The organism is Paenibacillus sp. FSL P4-0127 (assembly GCF_038007325.1).
GTDB lineage: Bacteria > Bacillota > Bacilli > Paenibacillales > Paenibacillaceae > Fontibacillus > Fontibacillus macerans.
In genome coordinates, this window is the sequence record NZ_JBBOWY010000002.1 from 32,790 (window position 1) to 58,190 (window position 25,401).

22 protein-coding genes and 2 pseudogenes are annotated in these 25,401 nt (G+C 58.7%); 19 read left to right on the forward strand and 5 right to left on the reverse strand.

The window, feature by feature from the left end; genetic code table 11:
• Nucleotides 1-109: 109 nt before the first annotated feature.
• The 3 genes from NYE74_RS26740 to NYE74_RS26750 are packed head-to-tail and all read right to left on the reverse strand — an operon-like array spanning nt 110 to nt 2,579.
• Nucleotides 110-1,072: an alpha/beta fold hydrolase gene (locus NYE74_RS26740; protein WP_063836337.1), complete on the reverse strand. Its 963-nt coding sequence runs from the start codon at nt 1,070-1,072 to the stop codon at nt 110-112.
• A 3-nt stretch (nt 1,073-1,075) separates the two neighbouring features.
• Nucleotides 1,076-2,251, reverse strand: a complete 1,176-nt coding sequence (locus tag NYE74_RS26745) for an acyl-CoA dehydrogenase family protein (protein ID WP_036626464.1) — start codon at nt 2,249-2,251, stop codon at nt 1,076-1,078.
• A 25-nt stretch (nt 2,252-2,276) separates the two neighbouring features.
• Nucleotides 2,277-2,579 (reverse strand): putative quinol monooxygenase, encoded by a 303-nt coding sequence (locus tag NYE74_RS26750; RefSeq protein WP_036626463.1) that lies wholly within the window; start codon nt 2,577-2,579, stop codon nt 2,277-2,279.
• Nucleotides 2,580-2,797: 218 nt separating this feature from the next.
• Between NYE74_RS26750 and NYE74_RS26755 the strand changes: the two genes are divergently transcribed.
• From NYE74_RS26755 to NYE74_RS26795, 9 genes are all read left to right on the forward strand, one after another.
• Entirely contained in the window at nt 2,798-3,682 is an 885-nt protein-coding gene (locus tag NYE74_RS26755; RefSeq protein ID WP_124332784.1) for a TIGR01777 family oxidoreductase, read from the forward strand.
• Nucleotides 3,683-3,921: 239 nt separating this feature from the next.
• On the forward strand, nt 3,922-4,923 hold the full coding sequence (locus tag NYE74_RS26760) for a beta-ketoacyl-ACP synthase III (RefSeq protein ID WP_036628871.1): 1,002 nt from the start codon (nt 3,922-3,924) through the stop codon (nt 4,921-4,923).
• Nucleotides 4,913-6,340 (forward strand): hypothetical protein, encoded by a 1,428-nt coding sequence (locus NYE74_RS26765; RefSeq protein ID WP_051985734.1) that lies wholly within the window; start codon nt 4,913-4,915, stop codon nt 6,338-6,340. The genes NYE74_RS26760 and NYE74_RS26765 overlap by 11 nt, the downstream gene beginning before the upstream one ends.
• Nucleotides 6,337-7,329 (forward strand): NAD-dependent epimerase/dehydratase family protein, encoded by a 993-nt coding sequence (locus tag NYE74_RS26770; protein WP_036626460.1) that lies wholly within the window; start codon nt 6,337-6,339, stop codon nt 7,327-7,329. The genes NYE74_RS26765 and NYE74_RS26770 overlap by 4 nt, the downstream gene beginning before the upstream one ends.
• On the forward strand, nt 7,323-8,345 hold the full coding sequence (locus NYE74_RS26775; protein ID WP_270620275.1) for an MBL fold metallo-hydrolase: 1,023 nt from the start codon (nt 7,323-7,325) through the stop codon (nt 8,343-8,345). Before NYE74_RS26770 ends, NYE74_RS26775 begins: the two co-directional genes overlap by 7 nt.
• Nucleotides 8,346-8,347: 2 nt before the next feature.
• On the forward strand, nt 8,348-9,667 hold the full coding sequence (locus NYE74_RS26780) for a F390 synthetase-related protein (RefSeq protein ID WP_445323430.1): 1,320 nt from the start codon (nt 8,348-8,350) through the stop codon (nt 9,665-9,667).
• Between the two features lie 398 nt (nt 9,668-10,065).
• Nucleotides 10,066-10,950 carry an SDR family oxidoreductase gene (locus NYE74_RS26785; protein WP_051985733.1) on the forward strand — a complete coding sequence of 295 codons (885 nt, stop codon included), beginning with the start codon at nt 10,066-10,068 and terminating at the stop codon, nt 10,948-10,950.
• Between the two features lie 418 nt (nt 10,951-11,368).
• Nucleotides 11,369-11,857 (forward strand): hypothetical protein, encoded by a 489-nt coding sequence (locus NYE74_RS26790; RefSeq protein WP_051985732.1) that lies wholly within the window; start codon nt 11,369-11,371, stop codon nt 11,855-11,857.
• A 40-nt stretch (nt 11,858-11,897) separates the two neighbouring features.
• Nucleotides 11,898-13,082, forward strand: coding sequence for a DUF4272 domain-containing protein (locus tag NYE74_RS26795; RefSeq protein WP_036626458.1), 1,185 nt, complete (start codon nt 11,898-11,900; stop codon nt 13,080-13,082).
• A 185-nt stretch (nt 13,083-13,267) separates the two neighbouring features.
• Here NYE74_RS26795 and NYE74_RS26800 read toward each other — a convergent pair whose 3' ends face one another.
• Nucleotides 13,268-13,456: a hypothetical protein gene (locus NYE74_RS26800; RefSeq protein WP_036626456.1), complete on the reverse strand. Its 189-nt coding sequence runs from the start codon at nt 13,454-13,456 to the stop codon at nt 13,268-13,270.
• A 137-nt stretch (nt 13,457-13,593) separates the two neighbouring features.
• Between NYE74_RS26800 and NYE74_RS33415 the strand changes: the two are divergent.
• From NYE74_RS33415 to NYE74_RS26825, 5 genes and pseudogenes are all read left to right on the forward strand, one after another.
• Nucleotides 13,594-13,659: pseudogene (locus NYE74_RS33415) on the forward strand (hypothetical protein); the annotation flags it as partial.
• 157 nt (nt 13,660-13,816) lie between these two features.
• Nucleotides 13,817-14,188: a hypothetical protein gene (locus NYE74_RS26810; RefSeq protein ID WP_124332782.1), complete on the forward strand. Its 372-nt coding sequence runs from the start codon at nt 13,817-13,819 to the stop codon at nt 14,186-14,188.
• On the forward strand, nt 14,152-14,379 hold the full coding sequence (locus NYE74_RS26815) for a hypothetical protein (protein WP_124332781.1): 228 nt from the start codon (nt 14,152-14,154) through the stop codon (nt 14,377-14,379). The genes NYE74_RS26810 and NYE74_RS26815 overlap by 37 nt, the downstream gene beginning before the upstream one ends.
• Before the next feature lie 46 nt (nt 14,380-14,425).
• Complete coding sequence (locus tag NYE74_RS26820) at nt 14,426-14,698, forward strand: hypothetical protein (RefSeq protein WP_036626452.1); 273 nt, start codon at nt 14,426-14,428, stop codon at nt 14,696-14,698.
• 33 nt (nt 14,699-14,731) lie between these two features.
• Nucleotides 14,732-16,043 (forward strand): annotated as a pseudogene (locus NYE74_RS26825) (family 1 glycosylhydrolase).
• A 548-nt stretch (nt 16,044-16,591) separates the two neighbouring features.
• Here NYE74_RS26825 and NYE74_RS26830 read toward each other — a convergent pair.
• The gene (locus tag NYE74_RS26830) at nt 16,592-17,506 is read right to left on the reverse strand and encodes a transposase (RefSeq protein WP_036626451.1); all 915 of its coding nucleotides are present in this window, start codon (nt 17,504-17,506) and stop codon (nt 16,592-16,594) included.
• A gap of 513 nt (nt 17,507-18,019) precedes the next feature.
• On the opposite strand from NYE74_RS26830, the gene NYE74_RS26835 reads away from it, so the two are divergent.
• The 5 genes from NYE74_RS26835 (at nt 18,020) to NYE74_RS26855 (ending at nt 25,394) form a co-directional block, all read left to right on the forward strand.
• Nucleotides 18,020-19,354 (forward strand): extracellular solute-binding protein, encoded by a 1,335-nt coding sequence (locus NYE74_RS26835; protein ID WP_036626449.1) that lies wholly within the window; start codon nt 18,020-18,022, stop codon nt 19,352-19,354.
• Nucleotides 19,355-19,413: 59 nt separating this feature from the next.
• Nucleotides 19,414-20,292: a carbohydrate ABC transporter permease gene (locus NYE74_RS26840; RefSeq protein ID WP_036626448.1), complete on the forward strand. Its 879-nt coding sequence runs from the start codon at nt 19,414-19,416 to the stop codon at nt 20,290-20,292.
• 34 nt (nt 20,293-20,326) lie between these two features.
• A complete protein-coding gene (locus NYE74_RS26845) occupies nt 20,327-21,205 on the forward strand; it encodes a carbohydrate ABC transporter permease (protein WP_240752350.1) in 879 nt (292 codons plus the stop codon).
• Nucleotides 21,206-21,765: 560 nt separating this feature from the next.
• On the forward strand, nt 21,766-23,814 hold the full coding sequence (locus NYE74_RS26850) for a sensor histidine kinase (RefSeq protein ID WP_341005331.1): 2,049 nt from the start codon (nt 21,766-21,768) through the stop codon (nt 23,812-23,814).
• Complete coding sequence (locus NYE74_RS26855) at nt 23,811-25,394, forward strand: helix-turn-helix domain-containing protein (protein ID WP_341005332.1); 1,584 nt, start codon at nt 23,811-23,813, stop codon at nt 25,392-25,394. Before NYE74_RS26850 ends, NYE74_RS26855 begins: the two co-directional genes overlap by 4 nt.
• The last annotated feature ends 7 nt before the right edge of the window (nt 25,395-25,401 follow it).

Consider the following 25,401-nt stretch of genomic DNA (forward strand, 5'->3'; position numbering starts at 1 on the left):
TCAACCTATCTGCTTCTCCACAAATATTTTTTCTCCTGAGCTTGTCTTTCTCTCTGCTACCTGATCAAGCGGGATAATCGTGCAAAGCGCCCGGACAGCGAGCGTTGATCTAACACCCACCCCATTTCCCTATCCTCAAGCTTTCGGGCGCCCTTCCGTGGTTCTTGCCTCGATCGGTTTTCGACTTTGCAAGAATGAATTTGCTGACCGTATCTCTGTATAGTGCAGGCTGTTCCTTATGCGGCGTATGCCCGCAGCCCTTCATCATAATGATCTCGCCTTGCGCGGCTTCCTTATACGCCCGAATATGACGCTCGCATGTGACGGGATCGTGCTCCCCCAGAATAAGGAGGGATGGAACCGACAACCGGGACAGAAGCGGAACTGCAGATTCAAATATTTTCCCTTCTTCCCTTAGCCGGCTGAGGTGAATATCCGTTCTTTCTCCGAATTCGTCCCATTCTTCTTCTGTGTACAAAGAATCATCCGTCAGCGTCTCATATGGGGAGTAAATGAGCTCTTTCTTTTCGCCCAGTTCTTCTCCAAACTGAATGTACCGGTCAAAAAGCTCCCTCGCGGAAAGGTTACTCGCCGTCAATCGCAAACATTGTTCGGAACGCTCCGCATCGCCCAGAGTTTTGAAAATAGAAGCTGCTTTCGTCAACAGGCTTAGCGCAGTCCATTTAAAATCGAACGTGGGACATTCAAAAATAACGTTCGCAACAGAGTCCGGATGGTCCGCTGCATAGATCAAAGCCAAATAACCGCCGAACGAGTGGCCGATCACCGACCATTGCTTGATGCCGAGTTGCCGCCTGAGATTTTCGCAATCGTCAATGAGATCCTTAAGGCCAAAAGGCTCGTCTTCCAAAATCTTGTCGGAACGGCAGACTCCCCGTTGATCGATGGCAATGACAAAAAGTTCTGCCACAAGCTTCTCCGCTTGGTGATACACAAATTCGTAACTGCTCTCGCCGGGCCCGCCGTGCAAAAAAAGTACTGCGGGCGAGCCTGTTTTGCCGAAAATCTCGACATGCAATTTTTTTCCGCGGACAACGCATGGTTGAATCATTTTTTAGCGCCCCTTCTGTTCCAGCTTTCCCTCCAGCGCCTCGCCCGCCAGCAATGCCATAACCGCATCGTCCATCGGCGGATTGTGCAGGCCGGCGCGGACGTCGCGGTAGTAGCGCTCGAGCGGATGGCTTTTCGACAAGCTCGTTCCGCCGACGATACGCATCGCCAGATCAACGATCCGGATCGCGCCGTTGGTGGCGGCCAGTTTGGCGAGCCCGAGGTCGGATCGCAGCTTTGGCCTTAGCTCAGGATGGCGGTCCCAACGGTTCGCCGCGGCGTACAGCATCTGCCGGGCCGTCCGCTGCTCCAGTTCCATCTGGCCGATGAGCTGGCGAATGTTCGGCAGTTCGGCGATCGGGCCTTTGATGCTGTTCGGGCGGCAGGAGGCGGCAAAGCGCAGGGCGAATTCACGCGCGGCCAGAGCGATGCCCATATAGCAGGCCGGAATGTGCAGCAGCCATCCGCCGCCGTCGTCGATTGCAGCGCCGCTGGGTTTCAGCAAATGGTTTTCCGGTACAAAAACATGGTCGAGGATGACGTCATGGCTGCCCGTAGCCCGCATGCCGAGGGTGTCCCAGGTTTCCTCAATCGTTACGTCCTGCATCATGACGAGGAACTCTTCGGTTTTACCGGTCGTTTCACAATAAGCGGTGACGATGCAGCGGTCGAGCGCGGGTGACAGTGTGCTGAAATTTTTCCGGCCGCTCAGCACCCAGCCGCCCTCCGCCGCTATAGCCGTCGTCGAGGGCCGGCCGCCGCGGCTCGGGCTTCCGGTCGCCGGCTCGCTGGCGAACGCGTTGATCATGACGCCTTTTTTCACAATATCCCGGCATAGCTCCGCCCATAGCGGTTCAGGCCAACTGCGGCTTTCCCGCAAGTTCAGCACCTTGCCGGCATGCCAGCCGACAGCCAGCGCCGTGGAGCCGTCCCCCATCGCCAGCCGTTCCTGCAGTTGTACCATTTCATATAAAGAAATGCCGTCGCCGCCAAACGCCTCAGGTACGGTCAGCTTCATATAGCCAAAATCGCGCAAATCGTCGATGTTCTCGTGCGGAAATGTACCCAGCCGGTCATGCTCCGCAGCCCGGTCCGCAAACCGCGCCGCGAGCGCCTCCAGCCTGAGCAAGCGCCCACGCTCCCGATCGCTGCGAATATACGGATCATATTGAATATCCATTCGCGTGTCGCCCCTTTTTTCGGAGTTATATGCCCTTGCCGCCGATAGGGCGGATTTGGATGGATTCCACGCCGGCGATCAGCGGCATGGCCCGCTGGATGGACGCTTTCGCCGCTTCTTGTTGGAGTGAGGCGTCATGCGCCTCCTTATTGCTCCAGACTTCCGTCACCCACACGGTATCCGGTTCCGTATCGGAGATGTTGACGATATATAATTCGCATTCCTGGACCGGCTCGGCCCCGGCGGCGGCTTCCAACAAGATGTCGGCCAGTTTGTCGCGCTCCCCGGGTTTGGCGGTAAACCTGGCGTACATTCCGTATTTGCTCATAGCAAATCCCTCCGTTATCGTTGTGGCTGTAATCCGGACAGCTTAAATTATCGCTTAAAATTTAATGATTAGCAATGTTTGGCAAAGCAGAACCGATGGGTCTGGCGGACCATTTTGCGCGGTTGGCGGCTTTGGGCAAATTCAGCTCCGAAACCATGGTATAATGACGACAATATAGCACGGACTTTTCCATTTTATCGCGACAGGAGTGGATTACGATGCCCAAAGTGGTGCTGGCCGGAGGCACGGGGTTTGTCGGCCGCGCTTTCGAGCGCCGGTTTAGGGAAATGGGGTATGAGATCGGCATGATTTCCAGGCAGGCTTCCCACATTTCCTGGGATGACCGGACGGGAATGACGCAGGCGCTGGAAGGGGCCGATTTGCTGGTCAATCTTGCTGGCAGATCGGTAAACTGCCGTTATACTCTGGAAAACCGCCGGCTGATCCTGGAGTCGAGAACGGAGACCACGCGCTTGCTCGGGGAGTGCGTTTTGGCGTGCCGCCGTCCTCCGGCGCTGTGGATCAATTCAAGTACGGCAACGATCTACCGGCATGCGGAAGATCGTCCCATGACCGAGGAAGGCGGCGAAATCGGCGCGGGATTTTCGGTTGATGTGGCCAAGGCGTGGGAGCAGGCTTTCTTCGCTTTTGACCTTCCGGCCACGCGGCAGATTGCGCTCCGCATTGCCATCGTGCTGGATGACGGCGGGGTGATGGGGCCGATGCGCAATCTGGTCCGCTTCGGGCTCGGCGGGCCGCAAGGTTCCGGGCGGCAGCAGTTCAGCTGGATTCATATGGAAGACTTGTTCCGGATCGTGATGTTTCTGCAGCAGCATCCCAAGCTGGATGGTGTCTTTAACGCTTCAGCGCCGCATCCGGTCACCAATCGGGAGTTGATGGCCGGCTTGCGCCGGGCGATGGGCATCCCCATCGGGCTGCCGGCGCCGCGCTGGATGCTGGAGCTCGGGGCGCGGCTTATCCGCACGGAGACCGAACTGGTGCTGAAGAGCCGCTGGGTCCTGCCGGAACGGCTGCTGCAGGCAGGATACACGTTTAAGTACGATACGCTGGACGCGGCATTGAAGGAGATCTTGTCGCGTTAGCGGACAGCTGCGGCCGGCAGAGCTGGCTGAGCTGGCTGCACCGGCTGCACTGGCTGCACCGGCAGAGCTGGCTGTTGCTGGCCCCGGCGGTTTCACGGATGGGCTTTTTTCGCTTTGCGGATTTTGTAATATCTATTGGATTTTTCCAACGAGAGGGTGGAGAACGAGGGGGAGGATCATCCGGGAATCGAGAGTGAATCCAATAAAGTTATGGACAACAAGAAGTGGGGATGGGGAAATTGCAGCTTAGAAAAGTAAAAATACTCGGCACGGGAAAATACATGCCTTCGCGGCGCGTCACGGATGAGGAGCTGGACCGTCTGCTTGGCGTTCCGGCCGGATGGACCGGCAAAATCACGGGGGTTGGCGAGCGCCGCTATGCGGCCGAAGGGGAGACGTCATCCTATATGGGAGCGAGGGCGGCGGAAATGGCGCTGGAAAGCGCCGGGCTTAACTTCGCCGACATCGACTGCCTGGTGTGCACGAGCGGCACGAAGGAGCAGCCGCTGCCCAGCACGGCCGTTTTCATCCAGCAAGCCATGGGCGAGGAGGACTCGGGGGTACCGGCCTTTGATATGGACGCCACCTGTCTAAGCTTCCTGAACGGGCTTGACGTTATGTCGTACCTGGTCGATTCGGGCCGGTACCGGCGGGTGCTGCTGGTGGCGACGGAGATTGCTTCGGCCGGGCTGAATTGGGCCGATAAGGAAAGTGCGGCGCTGTTCGGCGACGGGGCGGCCGCCGTGGTGATCGGCCAGGCCGAACCCGGGGAGGCCTCGCGGATCGTATACGCCTCCATGAAAACATACAGCCGCGGCGCCCGGTACTCGGAGATCGCTGGCGGCGGGACGCGCCGCCATGCGTCGCAATATTCGGCGGATCGCCCCGAGCCGTTCCTGTTCAGCATGAACGGGCAGGCGATTTTTCGCATGGCCTCCAAGCTGCTTCCGGAATTTCTGGACGGTTTGCTGGCTCCGTCGGGGACACGCTTGGAGGATATCCGGCTCGTAATTCCGCATCAGGGCAGCGCGATGGCGATGCGCCTGCTGCGCAAGAAGCTAGGCATTGCGGAGGACCGCTTCTTCGATAATACTCGGAACCATGGGAACACGATCGCCGCTTCCATTCCGATGGGGCTGCATGAAGCGATCGCGCAGCGGCGCATCCGTCGCGGCGACCGGGTGCTGATGCTGGGGACGGCGGCAGGCCTGTCACTGGGAGGGCTGCTGCTTGACTACTAGGCCGCTGCGGATTTTGCTTACGGGAGGCCGGGCCCCGATTGCGCTGGAGCTTGCTCGCCTGCTGCATCGCGCCGGGCACCGGGTATTCGCGGCCGAGAGCGCGCGTCATCACCTGTGCCGGCGATCCGCGGCGGTGGAGCGGAGCTTTCACGTTCCTCCTCCGCGGCAGCAGCCGCAGGATTACCTGGCCGTGCTGGAGACGGTGATCGGGCAGTGGGACATCGACCTGTTGATTCCGCTGTGCGAAGAGACTTTCGTTATCGCCGGCGGGGCAGAGCGGCTGAAGATCCGCTGCCGTGTGCTGGTATCGCCGCTGGAGCTGCTGCACGAATGGCACCATAAATACCGCTTTATTCAGCGCGCCGCTTCCCTGAGGTTGCCCGTCCCGCGTACGACGCTGTTGAACAGCCGCGAGGCATGGCAGGCGACGATGAGCCTTGCTGCTGCGGAAGGCAGGAGCGTGGTGCTGAAGCCGGCCTATTCGCGCTTCGCCTCCCGCGTGATCCTGCCGGCGGCTGCGGGAGCGGGGCCGTGGAAGAGCCCAGCGGCGGCGGAGCCGCCTGGGGAGCGCCCTCGCGGTCTTCGCGAATGTGACGGGTCAGACGGCCGTGGCGGGCCAGGCGGTCCTGGCGGGACAACGCCGCTAGAGAGCGGCAGGGCTATACCATCACGGAGCGGCGGGAGTATACCGCTAAGGAGCGGCAGGGCAATGCCCCCAAGGGGCGACCTGGCTATGCCGCATAGGAGCATACAGCCGCCGCCTCCGGGAGGAAGCGAGCTGTCGGAGGCGGCGCCCTGGGTGGCGCAGGATTATATTGCCGGCCGGGCGGTGTGCACCTACAGCGTTGTGCACGACGGACGCATCGTGGCCCATGCCGCCTACGGCAGTCGTTACCGGACCGGGAAAACGGGGGCGAGCGTCCATTTTGAATATATGGAGCATGAAGGGGCCCAGGAATGGGTTCGCCGCTTTTTGAACGGAACAGGATTCAGCGGGCAGATCGGTTTCGACTTGATCGAGCAAAACGGCGGCAAACTTTACGGGATCGAATGCAATCCCCGGGCGACCAGCGGCATTCATCTGTTCGAGCCTGGCATCGGCCTGGAACGGGCGCTGCTCAGCCCCGGGGAGCTGGCGGCCGAAGGCGCCGTCATCCGGCCGCGCCCGGGGAGCAAGGCGATGCTGGCTCTGCCGATGCTTGGCTGCGGATGGCGGGAGCTGCTGCGCGGAGACCCTCGCTCCTGGCTGGCGGCGGCCCGGGGGAGCCGGGACGCCGTCTTCCGGACGGATGACTTTAGGCCATGGCTGGAGCAGGCGCTGGTCGTATACGATGCCTTCCGCAGTGCCCGCAGACTGGGGATTACGCTGACAGAAGCGTTAACTTACGACATAGAATGGAACGGTGAACCGTTATGAAAGCATTGGTAACTGGGGCGACGGGGTTTTTGGGAGGACATCTGGCCAGGCGGCTGCTCCGGGAGGGCTGGGACGTAACCGGCATCGGACGCAATCCCGAACAGGGCCGGCGGCTCGAGGCTGAAGGCATCAGGTTCCGCAATCAGGATTTGCGTGACGAGAGCGGCACTGCCGCCGCTTGCACTGGGCAGGATGCGGTCTTTCACTGCGCGGCGTTATCCTCGCCATGGGGCAAATACCGCGACTTCTACGGCTGCAATGTGGAGGTAGCCCGGATACTCGCCGAGGCCAGCCTGCGAGAGGGAGTGCGCCGCTTCATTCATGTATCGACTCCAAGCGTATATTTCGATTACGCCCCCCGCCTGGACATCCGCGAGTCCGAGCCGCTGCCGGTGAAAGGAGCGAATCATTATGCCGTCACAAAACGCCTGGCGGAGCAGGTTGTGGAGCGGTATCACGCCATGGGGCTGCCGTCGGTCATTATCCGGCCGAGAGCGGTATTCGGCCCCAATGACCAGGCGCTGTTCCCGCGCATCGTCGCCGCGAGCGGCAAATCCGGCGTACCGCTGATCGGCGGGGGGAAGGCGCTGATCGACGCGACCTACGTGGACAACGCCGTGGACGCGCTGCTGAACGCCTGGAACGCCCCCGAAGATGCGGCGGGCCGGGCCTATAACATTACGAACGGCGAGCCGCGGGAATTCGCCGCGCTGGTGGAGACACTGTTCCGCATGCTGGACCTGCCGCTGAAAACCCGCGTCATTTCCTACCGGAAAGCCTACGGAGCGGCTGCGGTGCTGGAAGGGCTGCACCGGCTGATCCCGGCGCTGGGCGAGCCGCTGCTAACGCGTTATACCGCCGGGACGCTCGCCCTCAGCCAGACGCTTGATATTACGGCTGCGCGCGCGCTGCTCGGTTATGCTCCGCGCGTCAGCCTGGACGAAGGGCTGCGGCGTTTTGCGGAATGGTGGAGGGGACGGTCATGTTGAAGAGCATCCAAACGACCGCTCCGGCTAAGGCGGCCGGGGTCCTGACAAGCCTCCCGCCTGGGGCGCCTAAGGCTCAAACAAGCCCTCCGCCTGAGGCGTCCAAGGCTAAAGCAAGCCTTCCGCCAGAAGCGTCAAAGGCTCAGTCAAGCTTCCCCGCAAAGGTCAGGGTGCAATTGTATTTGGGTGCGGCCGGGTACTGCGTTCATCCGGAATTTTTGACCCTGCGCGGCGGACGGCTGCGCCCGGTCCGGTTCCCGGCGGGATTTGCCTGCATCGTCCATCCGCGGCACGGGCCGGTGATGGTGGATACGGGGTACAGCTTCCGCTTTTTTGAGGAGACCTCCCGGCTGCCGAATGCGCTGTACCGGTATATTACGCCGGTGGTGTACGAGGAGCGCGACAGCGCCGCAAACTGGCTGCGGGAGAGGTTCGGCATGGAGCCGGAACAGATCAAATACGTGATTTTGACGCATTTTCATGCCGATCATATCGCGGGCGTCAAAGATTTTCCGCAGGCCAAACTGATTTATTTGCCCCAAGCCTACGAGGCCGTACGCTCGCTGCGTCCCCTGGCCGCCGTTAGAGCCGGGTTCCTGCCCGGCCTGCTGCCGGACCCCGAGCGGTTCGCCGCAAGATCGGAGCCCATTGACACGGGTGCGCAGCGATTCCGCTTGGGGCCGGAGTTTCCTTTTGCCGAAGGATTCGACGTCTTCGGGGACGGCAGCGTGATCGCCGTGGAAGTATCCGGCCATGCGGAGGGGATGATCGGACTGTTCGCGAGTACGGAGGAGGCCGACTATTTTCTCTGCGCGGATGCGGTCTGGTCCAGCCGGGCGTTCCGCGAAGGGCGCAGGCCGCATCCGGCGGCGGGGATCATCATGTCGGACAGGCGGGAATACGGACGCAGCTTCGACCGGTTGACGGAGCTGCACCGGAAGTATCCGGACATCCGGATCGTGCCCAGCCACTGTACCGAGGCGCTTAGGTTGTGGGGATCGGAGGCGATGGAACGTTGAGCATCTTGGGTACGCTGCGGATCGTATATCATTACTGGCTTACGCGCCGGAGACGAAAATGGAGCAGCCGGGTCCGTCTTGAGTGTTGGCAGGAACGCCGGGTGATTCGCCACATCCGGTGGGTTCGGGCTAACTCTGCTTTTTACCGCGAATGGTGGAACGGTCTTGAGGATTCGGCGTGGCGAAGCTTTCCCCTGATGGACAAGGCGCTGATGATGGAGCATTTCGACCGGATCAATACGGCCGGCATCCTGAAAGAGGAAGCGCTGGCGTTGGCCGCCGCGGGGGAGGCTACCCGCAATTTCAGCCCTGTGATCAAAGGCATCACGGTCGGGCTGTCGTCCGGAACGTCGGGCAATCGCGGACTGTTTCTGGTGAGCGGGCGGGAGCAGAATGCCTGGACCGGCACGGTGCTGGCAAAGCTGCTGCCCGGAGGGCTGCGGAAGCCGGCGAAGATCGCCTTTTTCTTGCGGGCGAACAGCAATCTGTACGAATCGGTGCGGCGCGGCAAGCTGGAATTCCGGTATTTTGACCTGCTGGACCCGGTCGGCAGACTGGTGGAGCGCATGGAGGCGTACCGGCCAACGGTGTGGGTCGCCCCGCCCTCCATGCTGAGAATGCTGGCGGACGAATTCACGGCGGGCAGACTGACGGCGCGGCCGTCCAAGCTGATCTCGGTCGCCGAAGTGCTGGATCCGCTGGACCGGAACGTTATCGAGAGAACGTTTGGGCAAACCGTCCACCAGGCCTACCAGTGCACCGAAGGTTTTTTGGGGGCGACGTGCGAGCGGGGGACGCTGCACTTGAACGAGGATGTCGTCCACATTGAAAAAGAATACCTCGACCCGGCCACCCGGCGCTTCGTGCCGATCGTGACCGACTTCTCCCGCACCACCCAGCCGATCGTGCGCTACCGCCTGAACGATGTGCTGACCGAAGCGGCGGAGCCCTGCCCCTGCGGCTGCCCCTTCACCGCCATCGTGCGGATCGAAGGGCGCTGTGACGATATCCTGTATTTTCCTCATAGCCGTACGGGGGAACCGGTCGCGGTGTTTCCGGATTTTGTGGCGCGGGCGGTGATTGCCGTCTCGGCTGCGATCGAGCATTACCGGGTTGTCCAGCTCGCCGGCGGGGAGCTCGATATCTCGCTGCAGCTTGCGGCGGACAGTTCTCGCGCGGACGTTGAGGCCGAAGTAAGCAGGCAGCTTCAGGAACTGAGCCGCAGGCTGGAAAGCGACTTGCCCGAGGTCCGCTTTAGCCCGTACCGCTTCGTTCCGGGGGTGACCAAGCTGCGTAGGGTGGAACGAAAGGCTGCTGAATAGGCATTTGGAGAGAATAGAGCAACAGCGATGCATTGCATCGAATGTTTCTGACCAACATTGTTATTTCTAACGGTTGCCACAACCACTATTTGCTCCAAAAACGCCGATTTCAAACTCTAAGGGTTGCCATCGCGCTTATTTTACTGAAACCCGGCTACTTTTACCCAGATTGAGGCTATTAACGGTGCTCACAACCGTTAGAAATTAGAAAAGGTCATTTTATGCAAAATAGCGGCTGACACATCCGTTAAATTTCCGGCATGCGATCGTATCGGTTCCAAAGCCTGCGCTTTTGCGGGAAAGCTCGAAGGTATCGGGCTATAATCATTTATTTCCGGAACGTGTTATGTTAGCGGTTCGTAGCAATGGGTGGATAGACCAAGACAGGGGGAAGATTTATGGCGGAGCAACTAGCTGAGCGGGGTGACGGTGCCGTCCTGGTAAGCGGCGGCCTGCCGGTCGCTCTCGTTACGGGGACGTCCAGCGGATTTGGCCTGCTCACAGTTCTGACGCTTGCCCGTAGAGGGTACCGGGTCGTGGCCGCGATGCGCGACTTGGAGCGCAGGCATGAGCTTGAGCAGCGGGCGGCCCGCGAGGGGACGGCGGAGCGGATCCGCTGCGTCCGTCTCGATGTGACGGAGCACGCGTCGATTGGACCGGCCGTGGACGAGATCGTCCGCCGGTACGGGCGGTTGGACATGCTGGTGAACAACGCGGGCATGGCCGTCGGGGGCTTCGTCGAAGAGGTGCCGATGGAAGACTGGCGGCGCCAGATGGAGACGAATCTGTTCGGAGTCATTGCGGTGACGCGGGCGGTGCTGCCGGTGATGCGCGCGCAGCGGCGGGGGCTGGTGGTCAACGTCTCCAGCGTCAGCGGATTAGCCGGTTTTCCCGGTTATGCGCCTTACGCCGCTTCCAAATTCGCCATTGAGGGCTTCTCGGAAAGCCTGCGTCATGAAATACGGCCGTTTGGCGTCCGGGTCGTGCTGGTGGAGCCGGGGGCTTACCGTACCCCGATCTGGAACAAAGGAATCGGCGAGATTCGCATTGATCCCGGATCACCCTACCGAGCGCAGCTTGAGGCGGTGCTGCGGTATTCGCGCAAGGCGGCTGAGACGGCGCCCGATCCGCAGGAGGTGGCCGATCTGATCGGGCGAATCGCCGGCATGCGCGCTCCGCGCCTGCGGTATGCGCTGGGGCAGGGCTCTCGCCTGCTGATTTGGAGCAAAGCGCTGCTGCCGTGGAAGTGGCTGGAATGGATCTTCGCCAAAGCGCTGCGTTAAGGTCGTGCCAGAGCGCTGTGTTAAGGCCGTGCCAAACCCGTACCAAACCCGTACCAAGGCCGTACCAAAGCGCTCGATGACTGTTGCTCCCCATCGCGGGCATGGTATGATTAAAACGGTACATATGGAAGGCGTTGCCGGTGGGACCCCATGATATGGTTGAAGTAAGCGTCCGGGGCAAAGGGGATAGCCCATCGGGCCGCAACAAGTGGTCTGGGCGCAAGGTTCAAGGCCTTGGGAATACTTTCTGAGAGGACAAGCGAGGTGATTTGACGATGAGATGTAAGCTCTGCGGTAATTGCCCGGTGCAGTTGACAAACTGGTAACCGGTTTCACCGGGCTTAATTGATGGGTTATCAGGCAAATGCACCGCTCTGTTTTTTTAAAATATTCAAAAAAAGAGAGGGGCAATTGTTCGATGAACGCAATGAACCGAGACGAATTAAGAAAACTGTGGCAAGCGGAAGAAACGAAAGGCTTTCAAGGTTGGGATTTCTCCTATCTGGCCGGCCGGATGGAGGAAGAAGAGCTTCCTTGGGATTATAAAGCAAACGTACAGGCGCGAATGAGCGGAGATACGGTCATGCTGGATATGGGCACGGGCGGCGGAGAGTTTCTGCTGTCGCTGTCGCCGCCGGCGGACTATAATTTATCCCAAACCGCAGGCGAACTGAAGGCGGCCGGGTTTGAGGTGCTGGAGCGCCGGGAATACTTCCCGGAGCTGCGCTTTAAGGATGTCGGCGCGTTTGTTTTTTTCGCCAAAATCATTGAATGGGAATTTGCCGGCTTTTCCGTGGACCGCTGCTTTGAACGGCTGCTTGAACTGCACGAGGCTGTTGAACGGGACGGGCACGTCACGAGCCGGGAGCATCGCTTTTTTATTTTAGCGCGTAAACCGTTTATATGATGAACGATACCGCCGCTTTTGTAAAAGGAGAGGAAGCTTTTTGCCTTATTTTACGATTTTTGCCTCCCGGAACGATATCCGCGATATCGGCGGGCTGATCCACGAGGCGTTTGGGGACGGTTTTAAAATAACCGGTGGAGGTCCGGGCGAAACGGAGTTTTCGCTCCTGCCGAAAGGCTGGTTCAAAAGCAACAAAATCACGATTCGCGTGGCCTCGGAGGATACCGATCCGGATTATTTCGATAACAACATTCCGGGGATGATGGGATTTTACGACAGCATTCCGTTTGAAGACGAGGAGTTGAAGCGCCGCGTGCTGCTCCAAATCTCCGTGATCAACACGATGCTGGCGATCGAAACGGAAAAAGAGTACGGCCAGGACTCCCTGGAACGCTTCATTAAGCTTGCCGCGAAGGTCGACGGGATCGGGTTTATCCCCGACGGTACGCTGCTGGACCGGGACGGCCGGGTGATCGTGTATCCGGACGGCCGGTCCGATGCCGCGGACTTCAGTCCGCGAGCCTGCACGCGAAAAATTCGGGGCGAAGATCGCTCCACCCCGGAGGGAGCGGAAAGAAAGCAAAGTAATTTGGCTTATCTCAAAGAAAAGCAAATTCCGTATTTGGAGCATCTGCCTGAGCTCCCGCCGTTAAGCGAGCTTAAGGTCAAATCCAGGGAGGAGATCGCCCGCCGGGCGGCGGCTCTGCTGATCGTCATCCAATATGCGTGCGATGTCGCCCAGGAGAGCGATCTGGCGGAGTCAAAAGCTTTTGTGACCGGCCTGCTGGATCAATTCGGGGTGGCGGATGAACTGACCGAAGCGGAGAGAGAGCTGTTGGAGCAAGCGGAGCCTGCCCGTCAGGACGCCATCAACCTGACCTGGCAGTACGAAGCCTATTGGGCGCTGCTATGGGCGCTTGGGGTGGTGGATTCGCTCGATTTTCCGGACCATACGTGCGACTGCGATTTTGCGATTAAGGCGGTTTCAAGCTGCGGCGGCTTTGCGGAGTTTCTGGAGCGGACGTCGCTGCGCCGGCCGGAAGAGATTTTGGACGAGGCCGACCGAATCTACCGGCTGCATTGGGCCTGCGTTAACGACCGGATTCAAGGCCGGGAGCCGGCGGGCGGCCTGATCGAAAGCGTCGTGATGGAACGCCGCCGCGGCCTATTCTGGATGATCGGCCACCGGAATGAAGCGTGGGACGACATTAGCATGGATACGTGATGTGTGATTAGCTGTACATGAACTCATTTGGAACTGCTGGACCTGGACCTGCCCCTGGGGCGGGTCCTTTTTTGTTAAACTAGTTTTCCTGGCTAGACCAGGCGGGGGAAATAGCGGAACAAAAGGGCGTTATTTACGCGATATGTCGGTCCTTTCGCAAAATAGGGCCCTTTTATGTCGTTATTTTAGTCGTGGGCGGTAAAAAGGCGGTACTTCCGGAGGGCAGCGGGGGGAATAAAGACATTTTTTGCCGTTATTTTGCGCGCAAAGGGGAACAATGCCAGAATAACGCCCAAAAAGTACGCTATTTCGGGGCTGGCCAACGCTATCCTGTGATTTTTGCCGCTCCCAATTGCAGAATCCAAACTGTTCATATGCGCGGGCATCTCCTACTTTAGAGCTATAACCAACTGAGTTGCTTCATCAGATACTAGTATCGCACATGAGGGATTGCATCATGAGGGAACGCAAGATTGTCGACCTTCTGACCGGCAGTCAGGTCCCGGTAAAAATGAACGAGCTGACACATCAGCTCGGACTGGCGGAACGGACGGTCAGAGAGCTGATCCGAGGCCTGAACAAAGACGGCGAGAAAAACGGCTTTCGCATCCGGATGATCCGCGGTCAAGGTTACCGTCTGGAGATTACGGACGAAACGAGCTTTAAGGCCTACCGGCTGCAAATGAAAAAACAACGTGAAAACAACGTCGATCTGAACAACAAGGGCCAGGGAAGTGGCCGACTGGATCGCCGGCGAATATGCCATTTCGCTGCCGCAGGACGAGGTCGAGTATTTGGCGCTGCATTTGTCCGGCAAAACGATCGTCCAGCATATCGGGGACGAGGAAAAAGCGGAGCTCCGCAGCGGGATGAGCCGTATTTTACAAAGGCTGGACGAGGAGTTTTTGACCGGTTTCAACCGGGATGAGGAGCTGCGGGAGGCGCTGCTGATGCATATGTTTCCGCTGGTGGAGGATGTGTACAGCGAATACGCCAACGTCTTCGTCATTTCGTTCCGGTTCGCGGGAACAAATACGGCTTCAAAATGTCCCGGGACGAGGCGGGTTATGTGGCCCTTCATTTTGCGACCCATCTGGAGCGGATGAAGCAGCAGCGGCTCGAACAGTTCCGGCGGATCGCCGTCGTGTGCTCTTCGGGCGGGGGCAGCGCGCACTTGATCCGGCTGAAATTGGAGTCGATTTTTCCCAAAGCTTCGGTGATTACGGCTTCCATCACGGAGCTGGACAAGCTGCAGGACCAGCCGCTGGACTTGATTCTGACCACGATCCCGCTGTAGGACGAGATTACGAAAAAACCGGTCATCCACATCAAGCAGTCATATCGTGACGCCGATCATTACGAGCGGACTGGCCATCCTGCTGACCGCTTTGGGTATCTTGTCCGTCCTCAACGGGGTACAGGTTCCGCTGGGCATTCCTATCATTTTCAACGGCTGGATGACCGGCGGCTGGCGCGTCGGCTTGTTCCAAATCGTGCTGATCGCGATCAGCGTGGCGATGTACTATCCGTTCTTTAAAAAGGCCGATGCCGAGGCGCTGGCCGATGAGCAAGCGGCCGAGGCGAAGGAGCGGGAGCAGGCGGCGGTGCAGGCTTAGAACTTTTAGATGATAAGGCGGTGAGGTTCGTTTATGGCGAGTGTTTTTCCGAAACATTTTTTGTGGGGCGGGGCGGTTGCGGCCAACCAGGTCGAAGGTGCTTATAACGTAGCCGGAAAAGGGCTGTCGACCGCTGATGTCGTCCGTTATGTTCCGCCGGAGGAGCGCGGGAGCCTGGAGGAACTGCTTGGCATGACCCGCGCCCGGCTGGAGGAGGCGATCGCGGATACGGAAGGCAACTACCCCAAACGGCGGGGGATCGATTTTTATCACCGGTATAAGGAAGATATCGCGCTGTTGGCGGAGATGGGCTTTAAAGTGTTCGGCTTGTCGATCTCCTGGCCGCGGATTTTTCCGAACGGGGACGATGAGGCGCCCAACGAAGCGGGGCTGGCGTTTTACGACCGGGTGTTTGACGAGCTGTTGAAGCACGGGATCGAGCCTTTGGTGACGATCTCTCATTACGAGATGCCGGTTGAGCTGGTGCGGCGCTACAACGGCTGGGCTTCCCGGGAACTGATCGGACTGTTCGTCCGCTATGCGGAAACTTTGTTTATGCACTACAAAGGCAAGGTTAAATATTGGCTGACTTTTAACGAGATTAATTGTACTTTGAAGGCGCCTTTTTTGGGAGCCGGCGTACTTGTTGAAGGTGAAGTTAATCCGAAGCAGTTGGCTTTTCAGGCTTGCACGGACGTGCAGGTGCGCGGGCGTTTACCCGTCGTTCATCAAGCGGTACTGGGAGGAACCGGCGTGGCGGTCGAGATGCAACCTGGGGACAAAGCGATTTTGCGAGACAATCTCGTCGATTATCTAGCGTTCAGCTATTACATGTCGGTCACGACCAGCGCCAATCCCGAAGGCGCGGTGCGCGGCGGGGCGGGACAGGCGGCGGGCAATCTGTCGTCCGGGCTGGCCAACCCTTATCTGGAATCCTCGGAGTGGGGCTGGCAGATCGACCCGGTTGGCTTACGCATCGTTTTGAAGGAGATGTACGACCGTTACCGGATTCCGCTGTTCGTCGTGGAAAACGGGCTTGGCGCGGTCGACCGGATCGAAGCGGACGGCAGCATCCGGGATGATTACCGGATCGAATATTTTGCCCGCCATATCGAGCAGATGGGCGAAGCGATCAAGGATGGGGTGGAGCTTTGGGGCTACACCAACCTGGGGCTGCATCGACCAGGTCTCCGCCTCCACCTCCGAGATGCGAAAAAGATACGGATTCATTTACGTGGATCAGGATGACGAGGGGAACGGAACTCTGGAGCGGGTCCGCAAAAAAAGCTTTTATTGGTACAAAAAAGTCATCGCTTCTAATGGGGAATATCTTGGCAACCCTTAGGGGAAGAACTCAGCAACCTTTATTCGAAGGCGTGGCTGTCCGGAGCAGTGTTGAACTGCGTTGGGGCGGCCTTGTTTTTTCACCTTAGAATTTATAACTCAACTTTCTGAGAACAAAAATCAGCTTGAGTCCCTGAGCTGAAGGTGTTCAAAGAATTAAGATAGGCGGACGGAAGAGGTGTCTGGCTCAACCTTATAATCCTTGCTTGCCAGTCAAGTCGAAAGCCGATCGTGGCAAGAAACGCGGAAGGGTGTTGAAAGCTTGAGGACAGGGAAGTGGGGGGGCGGCAGATCAACACTCGCTGTCCGGAGACTTTGCACGATTATCCCGTTTGATCAGGTAGCAGAGAGAAAGACAAACTCGGGAGAAAAAAAATTTGTGGAGAAGCAGATAGGTTCGAGATAATTTAGACGGGCTTAGGAGAAGGAATCAGGTTTAGGGGAGGTGAATCAGATCAGACAGGAAATCAAGACAAAAATCAAGACAGGAGATCAAGGACCCATTAAGTTGATCTGCATCAAACTCCCCCATCGTTTCCAGCGTCTCGATCAGGCCGCAGCCGCAAGGGGCTGGTTCGGTTGGCGCGCGATCAGCCGGCGGTAAGGGATCGCCGGAATCGCCACACACATCTGCAGCAACTGCTGCCGCATCGTTTCTTCCGCTCCGGGCCGTCCTCCTTGCAGGCGCAGCCGGCGGCGTACGGTGTACTCGTTCAGGTACGCCTGCAGATGCTTCAGTCCCAAGGCTCCATACGTACTCTTCAGCGATTTCCACGCCTCCCTCACCACTTTCCGCAAGGGAGCATACAGCCGAAAGGCCTGAGGAAACAACTGTACCGCCGATGTACGGACATCCACATGCCCGCTAATAAAAGCGGTTAGATCGTGACGGTTTGCCATTTTCCCGTCTCCCCGCTTATACGGCACCAGGCGGATTTTGACCTGCTCCGGCTCGCCCGACTCCGTGACCGTGCAGCCGGCTACGACCGCCGAGGCGTACGGATGCGAAAGCTGACACCGGGACGGATTACGCCCATACTGATCACTGTTCACTTTCACGTCTCCAGAGAGCAGCTCCCGGGCATCGAACTCCCCCACGGCATGACGTATTTTGTGCAGCATCGACCAGGCGGTCTTGTAGGCGACCCGGATCACCTTGCTCAGCCGCAGCGCCGAGATGCCGCCCTCCAGCAGGAATAAATCCAGGGCCTCGAACCACTTGAGCAGGGGGAGAGGCGTTCCTTCAAAAACCGTGCCGACCAAAGGCGATGTTTGATGCTTGCACTTTCCGCACTCGAACAAAGGGATATGCCGGGAGGTCAGATAGCTGCACCGGGTTTGAGCGCAGCGCGGGCAGACGAAGCCGTTTGGCCACTTCATCGCGATCAGCGCCTCCATGCAGTCCTGCTCGCTGTTAAAACGGCTGCTGAATGGTTGAAGTTCCGTTCCCGCATTGGCTTCCATATCCGCTTACCTCCCGAATCAAGAATACACGAACATAAGTTCCGTTTATTTCATTATACCAAACATACGTTCTCTAATCAAGCCGAAAATGTCACCTGAACCGCCTCATTTTTCCCCTCTCCTTTTCTTCTCTCTTTTTTTGGAACCCTTGCTCTAGCCTCCATCCCCTGCTCCATGAACGAAAGGGATAATCGTGCAAAGGCAGGCAGCATGCAGGGGCACCAAGGCACAAACTAGGTAAAGTACAACGCACGCTCCTTCAGCGGCGTGTTTTATTTGCTGTGCGACGAAGTCGGCACATTCGATTGGCTGGTTGCCTTACAACAGTTGCTTGGGTTGATCGATAAGAACCTGACTCTACTCGCGGGTAGAAACCGCATATCAATCGCTCCAATCGCGCGGGGCCCCATCCGAAATTTTTCACCCCTCATGCCGCGAATCGTCACCTTACAAAATTGATAGCGCTAACATTACAATGGGGTTAAGCATAAAACGAGGGGGGAACTACCGGATATGAAAAAGAGACTGACCCAAAAATGGATCGCTATGATATGCAGCGCCGCCATGCTGGCGCTTTTGCTGGCCGGGTGCGGCGGAGGAGGCGAAACCGCCGGGAGCGGCAGCGGGAATGGCGGGGAGAAGGTGAGCATCTCGATCTGGCATAACTGGACCGGGCAGGACGCCAAGGCGGTAGCGATGCGGAAAATCATTGAAGATTTCCGGGCGCAAAACCCGGACATCGAGGTGGTCGACGAAGGGCTGCCGACCGACGGGCTGAAAACCCGGCTGCGCACGGTGGCGGCGGCCGACGAAATGCCCGACTTGTTCGTGATGTGGCCGGACGCCATGACGAAGGAGTTCGTCAAAGGCGATCTGCTGCAGCCGATCGATGACGAACTGAACGCCAACCCGGACTGGAAAAACGGCTTCATCCCGAACGCCTTGGACGGTTACACCGTGGACGGCAAAATCTACTCCGTACCGATGAACCTGGCGCCGAGCTCTTTTATTTTTTACAATGATACACTGTTCAAAAAATACAACGTCAAGGTGCCGGAAACGTGGGAGGAGCTGGAGGCGGCGATCCAAACGTTTAACGACAACGGCGTGATTCCGATCGCGCTGGGCAACAAAGCGAACTGGGTGGCGCAGTCGACGTTTTTCAGCACGGTGGCGGATCGGATTACGGGGACGGACTGGTTTCTGAAAGCGGTGGAGCAGAATGGGGCCAAGTTTACCGACCCTGAATTTATCGAGGCGCTTAAGACTTTCCAAAAGCTTGGGGAAATCAACGCGTTCCAGGAAGGCTTCAACAGCCTGGACGAAACGCAAATGATGCAGCTGTACTTCCAGGGCAACGCGGCGATGGTCGTCAACGGCGGTTGGGCGCTGGCCAACCTGGTTAACAACGCGCCGCCTGAGGTGCTGGACAACACGCATATCACGATCGTTCCGGCGATTGCGGGCGGCAAAGGCGATCCGGCTACGACCTCCGGCGTCGTGGGAACGGGTCTTGGCGTCAGCAAGAAGCTGGATGGCGGCAAAAAGGAAGCGGCGATGAAGCTGTTTTACGCGCTGGCCGGGCCGGACGGGCAAAAGGCGACGCTGGACAGCAGCACCCTGGTCAGCTACAACATCGAGCTGGACAAGAGCAAAGCGCACCCGCTGTTCGTGGAACTGTACGACTTGGTACAGGGGATCAAAATTGTGCCGGTCTATGATTCCAAGCTTGGCTCGGCCACGGTCGAGGTGGTCAACAACGGGCTGCAGGAGCTGCTGATGGGCGGCAATCCGGAGACAATCGCCCGTAAAATCCAGGATACGCAGGCTGCCGTAGCGGCGAACTAAACTTAGACCCCTTCCCCTTGAGGGGAGGGGGTTATTTTAATCAAGGGGAAGTGAGACTTATGAATGCGCTGCGTAGCAGGCGTTTTATCTTCACGGGCCTGGCGCCCGCCGTGATTCTCTATGCGCTGTTCGTGTTTGTACCGGTCGTCTGGTCGGCGTATTACGGTTTTTTCAACTGGTCGGGCATCGGCGAGGCGAAGTACAACGGGCTCGGCAATTATGCGGAAATTTTGCGGGATCCTGTCTTTTGGCGGGCGCTGAAAAACAACATTATTTTCGTGCTTGCTTCGGTGTTCGGGCAAATTCCGCTGGCGCTGGCATTGGCGGTGCTGCTGCATAAGGAGAACGGGGTGCAGCGGTTCCTGCGCTCGGCCGTTTTTCTGCCGATGGTGCTTTCGACGGTGGTGATCGGGATGATTTGGCAGTACATTTACCATCCGCAAATCGGGATTCTTAACTTTTTGCTGGATGCGCTTGGACTGAAGAGCTGGAAGCTGCAGTGGCTGTCGGACGGGAATATCGCCATCTATTCGCTGCTGCCGCCGCTGATCTGGAGTTATGCGGGCCTGTATTTGATCATTTTCATATCCGCTTTGCAAAATATCCCCGGGGAAATCCACGACGCGGCCAAAATCGACGGGGTGTCCGGGGGGCGCAAACTGGTGGCGATCTCGCTGCCGATGATCAAAAACACGGTTCAGGTCGCGGTCGTCCTGTGCATTTCCGGGAGCCTGAAGTCGTTTGACCTCGTGTACATCATGACGAAAGGCGGACCGGCCCACGCCACCGAGCTGCTGGCGACGTATATGTACAACTCGACGTTTTCGACCTACCGCTACGGCTTTGGCAGCGCGATCTCGACGACGATTATGGTGATCAGTTTGCTGCTGATCGGAACGAGCCAATGGCTGACGAGCCGTAGGAAAAGCGCGGCGTGAGAGCACGGCGTAATCAAGAAGGGAGGATTCAGGGATGCACACGGCTACGCCGATATCCGCAGAAGCGCCGCCGCGAGACGGACATGGCGTTCTGCGAAAAATAAGGAATGGAATTCTATGGACGGGACTGACGATCTATGGCATTTTAACGTTGTACCCGTTTTTTTGGCTGGTGATCAGCGCCTTTAAAACGAATGCGGATTTTTATGCCCGTCCCTTCGGGCTGCCCGAGGTGTGGCGCGGGGACAACTTTTTGCGGGCATGGGAAAGCTCGCGGCTGGGATCGGCCTTCGGCAATTCGCTGGTGGTGTCGGCCGGATCTTTGGCGCTTACGCTGTTTATCGCGGCGCTGACATCCTTTGTGCTGGCCCGCTTCCAGTTTCGCTGGAAGGGCGGGGTGCTCGCCTTTTTCGTGGTCGGCATGCTGATCCCGATTCACAGCACGCTGGTGCCGCTGTTTATCCTGATGAAGCAGATGTCGCTGCTGAACACCTATTGGGCGTTGATATTGCCCTATACCGCTTTTGCGCTGCCGACGGCGATTTTCGTGCTGACGGCGTATTTGACGAGCGTGCCGCGCGAGCTGGAGGAGGCCGCGTTTATCGACGGGACCGGGCTGTGGGGTCTGTTTTTCCGCATCATGCTGCCGATGTCGGTGCCGGCGCTGGCCACGGTCACGATCATCAGCTTTTTGCACGCTTGGAACGATTTCTCGTTCGCCCTCGTGTTTATCAACAAAACGGTGCTCAAAACGCTGCCGCTGGCCATCGCCAACTTTGCGGACGGCTACCAAACGGATTACGGCTTGACGCTGGCGGCGATGACGCTGTCCGTGCTGCCGACGATCGCGCTTTATTTGCTGTTCCAGGAGCAGATGATGAAGGGGATGACCGCCGGCGCGGTGAAAGGATAGGGGGCAGGTAAGAGCATTTCGCGCGGCTGCCCTGATCCGTTCAAATCAATAGTTCAACATCAATTGTTCAGCTATATGGTAAGCGGCGTTTGGTTTGACAGTCGGCTGCTGGGGCGAGCGATCGTCCGGAAATGGCGGTCAACTGGAACGAGGATTAACTGGAACGAGGATTAACTGGAATGGCGATCGTCTGGAACGGCGGTCACTGGAACGACAGTCATCTGGGACGACGAACATCTGGAACGAGGACCATCGCCCTTCAGAATAGCGGCACTTTGTGTACTTATTATCCAAGCTCTAGCGTGTTTACTTCCATTAACGGCGTTTTATGTACTTATTTTCCTGTGAACGGACCAGAATTCGGGAATTTCCTTGCGAGTCGAGAAAATAGCGACATAAAATGCCTTTATTTTTCTCGAATGGAAGGATATTTCTGGGATAACGACAATTTAAGTCCTTATTTTGGCTCAAAACCGAAGTCCGGGCCTTGGCGGGGGGCCAACAAAGCAAGTCAGAGTAGACGGTTTCCATATCACCTTAGAGAGAAGGGGAGGGGCATCATGCGAGGTTGGCTGACTTCATCGCTGCAGCGGCGGCTGTCGGTAGTGATCGCGGGGTCTATGATCGTGCCGATGCTGGCGCTTGGTCTGTTTGCCTTTTTGATCTCCTCCAACATCACCGAGGAAAAAACCAAGCTGACCGGCAGCGACATGCTGAAGCAGATGGACGCCAACCTGCGGTTTATGCTGGAGGACATCGAGACGCTGTCGATCTTCCTGATCGGGGAGCGCGATTTACAGGCCTATCTAAGCAGAAACGAGGATGTGGAAGCCGAACGGACGGCGCTTGTCGGGCGCATGACGAATCTGGCCGCCTCCAAGCATTATATCGCCAATATCGCCGTTTACCCGGAGCGGTTTGACGTCGGTTTGTCCACGGCCACTTGGTACGAAAGCGAGCTTCCCGCGGCCGCTAAGGAAGCTATCGCCGCCGGCGGAAAAAGGTGGTCGGACGTTTACCGGATTCGTGATTATGCCGGGGATACGCAGGTCATTACCTTGTTTCGGTCGATCCGCAGCATCTACGATTTCCGCCGTCTCGGATGGCTGGCGATCAGCCTGGATGAGCGGGAAGTATCGCGGAATTGGAATGCGCCGGATTTCGGCCAGGGGGCGGGCAGGATTGAACTGATCAGCGCGGAGGGAACCATTCTCTCCTCCGCCGACAAGTCGCGGCTGGGCCGGCCGTTGGCCGCCTATGCGCCCGGCCTGCTCGCACTGCTGACGGAAGACGCCGGCCGGCAGCAGAACGGGAGCGGCAGCGTCATATACGGCGAAGGCGGGGGAAAGTCGACCGTCCTGTACCGCCGGGAGCCGCTCACCGGCTGGATTTTGCTTGGGACGGTGCCGTATGAGCAGTACCACGCCGAAAACCGCTACATTCTGACGCTGACGGCCGCTGTCGTAGGGGTGTCCGTGGCGGTCTGCGCTGCGCTGATCTGGCTGACGGTGCGCCGGATCACGCGGCCGCTGCGCGTTTTGACCCGCCATCTGTCGCGGATCGATCCGGAGCGGCCGCTGCCGCGTTTTCCGGTTGCCACGGGCGATGAAATCGGCCGGCTCGGCCGAAGCTACAATATGCTTGGCGCGCATATCGAACGGCTTAAGCGGGAGGTCATCCGCGGCGAAGCGCGCAAGAAGGAGGCCGATCTGCGGGCGCTTCAAGCGCAGATCAACCCGCATTTTTTGTACAACACCTTGTCCTCGATCCATTGGATCGCCCTGATGGCGGACGAGAAGCGGATAGCCGAGATGGTTGAGGGGCTTAGCGACTTTTTGCGGATCAGCCTGAATCAAGGCAAGGAGTACTGCCCGGTGGAGCAGGAACTGGCGCATATCCGGAATTACGCGCGGGTGCAGTCGATCCGTTTTCCCGACAAATTTGCCGTCGACTATATCGTTGATGAAGGGCTGCTGGACAAATGGATGCTGAAGCTGCTGCTCCAGCCTCTGGTGGAAAACGCGCTGATCCACGGCATTCAGAAACGCGAAGGTCCCGGAACGATCACCGTTCTGATCCAGCGGGAAGGAAGGCGGATGAAAGTGGCGGTCCTGGATGACGGACCCGGCATGACCTCGGAGCGGCTGGCCGAGGTGCGCCGGGTGCTGGAGCTGCGGACTCGGGGGGGAGCTGTTCCCGCTGCGGTTCGGGAGACTCGTGAAAGAGCAGCTGCCGCTGTGGCCCAAGGAGCAGTTGCCGCTGTGGCTCACGGAGCAGCGGGCGCTGCGGTCCGAGGAGCTGCTGCCGGCGGGGGCCTGGAGACTCGTAGCGGAGCTGCTGCTCCTGCTGTGCGGGAGACTCAGGAGGAGGCTGGTTACGATGGGGGGCAGATGGCTCGGAGTGAGGCTAATCCTGATCCTGATCCCGATCCCGATACCGTGCGGGACGCTCCGGGAGAAGCCGTCCCCAACACCGGATACGGGCTCGGCAATGTGCACGAAAGGCTGCTGCTGCATTACGGCCGGGACTCGGGACTGGAAGTGGACAGCCGGGAAGGCGAGGGGACGGAGGTTTCGTTCTCTATTCCGATCATGGAGGTATCGCCATGAAATTGTTGATCGTTGACGACGAGGTCATTATCCGGACCGGACTGGCGAGCGTTATCGCCTGGAACGAGCTGGGGCTGACGCTGCTGGCTCCGGCGGCTTCGGCCGAAGAAGCGCTGAAGCGCATCCGGGAGGAGAAGCCGGATATTCTGATGACGGATATCCGCATGAGCGGCAAAAACGGACTCCAACTGGCCGAGGAAGCGAAACGGATGCTGCCCGCGCTGGAGGTCATCATCCTGTCCGGTTATGGGGATTTTGCCTATACTCAGCAGGCGATCCGCCAAGGGGTCGGCGACTACTTGCTCAAAACGAGCAAGCCTGAGGAGATCATCAAGACGGTGCTGCAGGCCAAGCAGCGGATCGCGGAGCGCCGCGCCGAAGATTCGCGGGCATTGCGGCTGGCCCGCGAGGAGCGGCAGCGGCTGCTGCTTAAGTGGATCGTTGAGGGCGAGCCGTTAGCCGGGGACGTTTTTGCCGCCGGAGATGCGGAAACAGGAGGAAGAAGGGCGGCAAAACAAGCGGACCGCTGGCAGGTGCTGCTTCTGTGCGCCGACGGCTGGGGGACGAACGGAGCGGCCGGCGGACTGCTCCGGTTTGCCGTGCAGAACATGCTGGAGGATTTGATCCCTGGCGCCGCGGTGCTGATCTACCGGGAATTCATCGTCTGCGCCGTCCCGCTTACCGCCGGTGAGCCTTCCGGGGTCCAGCGGTTTAAAGGCGCCTTCGAGCGGATTGAAGGCTTGCTCAAGTGCCGGCTGCGGGTGGCCGCGGGAGAGACGGTGGCGGGGGAGGAGCAGGCGCATCGGAGTTACGTCACGGCAGCCGCCGCATTCAGATACCATGATTTGCTGCCGGGGACGATGTTTGATTATGCCGATTTGGCGGGACGGAAAGGCGGAAAAACGGTATTGACCCAGGAGGAGGAAACCGCCCTGGGGATGATTTTGCTGGACCATGACCGGATGACGTTAAGAGCGTGGACGCAGGAATTGGCCGATACGCTTGCGGCGGACCCGGAGTGCACGCCCGAATCGTTCCGGGCCTGCCTTCATTCGGCCGCGGCCATCGGGCATCGCTGGCTGGAGCGGACGCTCCGCGCCGTCGGCCGGGAGGAGCAGGTGCGCATCGAGCCTTGGCCGCAGGAACAGCCGGAAGACGGCAGGCTGAAGGATGAGCTGTTCCGGCATCTGCTTGGCATTATGAATATGTATCATACGTCGCTCGGCGGCAGTCAAATGTCCCACGTTCAACGGGCCAAAGCGTATATGGCGTCCTGCCCGGCGGAGGCGCTCAGCCTGCAGCGCGTGGCCGCGTACGTGCACCTACACCCCGGCCATCTCAGCGAGCTGTTCAAAAAAGAAACCGGGAGCACCTTCGGCGACTTCGTCACCGGGATGCGGATGCGCCGGGCGATGAACCTGCTGGCGGTGACCCCGGCCAAAGTGAGCGAAGTCGCGGCGATGACCGGGTATGAGGACGTGAAGTATTTCAGCCGCCTGTTCAGAAAGCACACGGGAAAAACGCCCAGCGAGTTCCGCGAGGAGGCGCTGGACGGAGGTTTGTTGTATGGGGAAGCATAAACCAAAT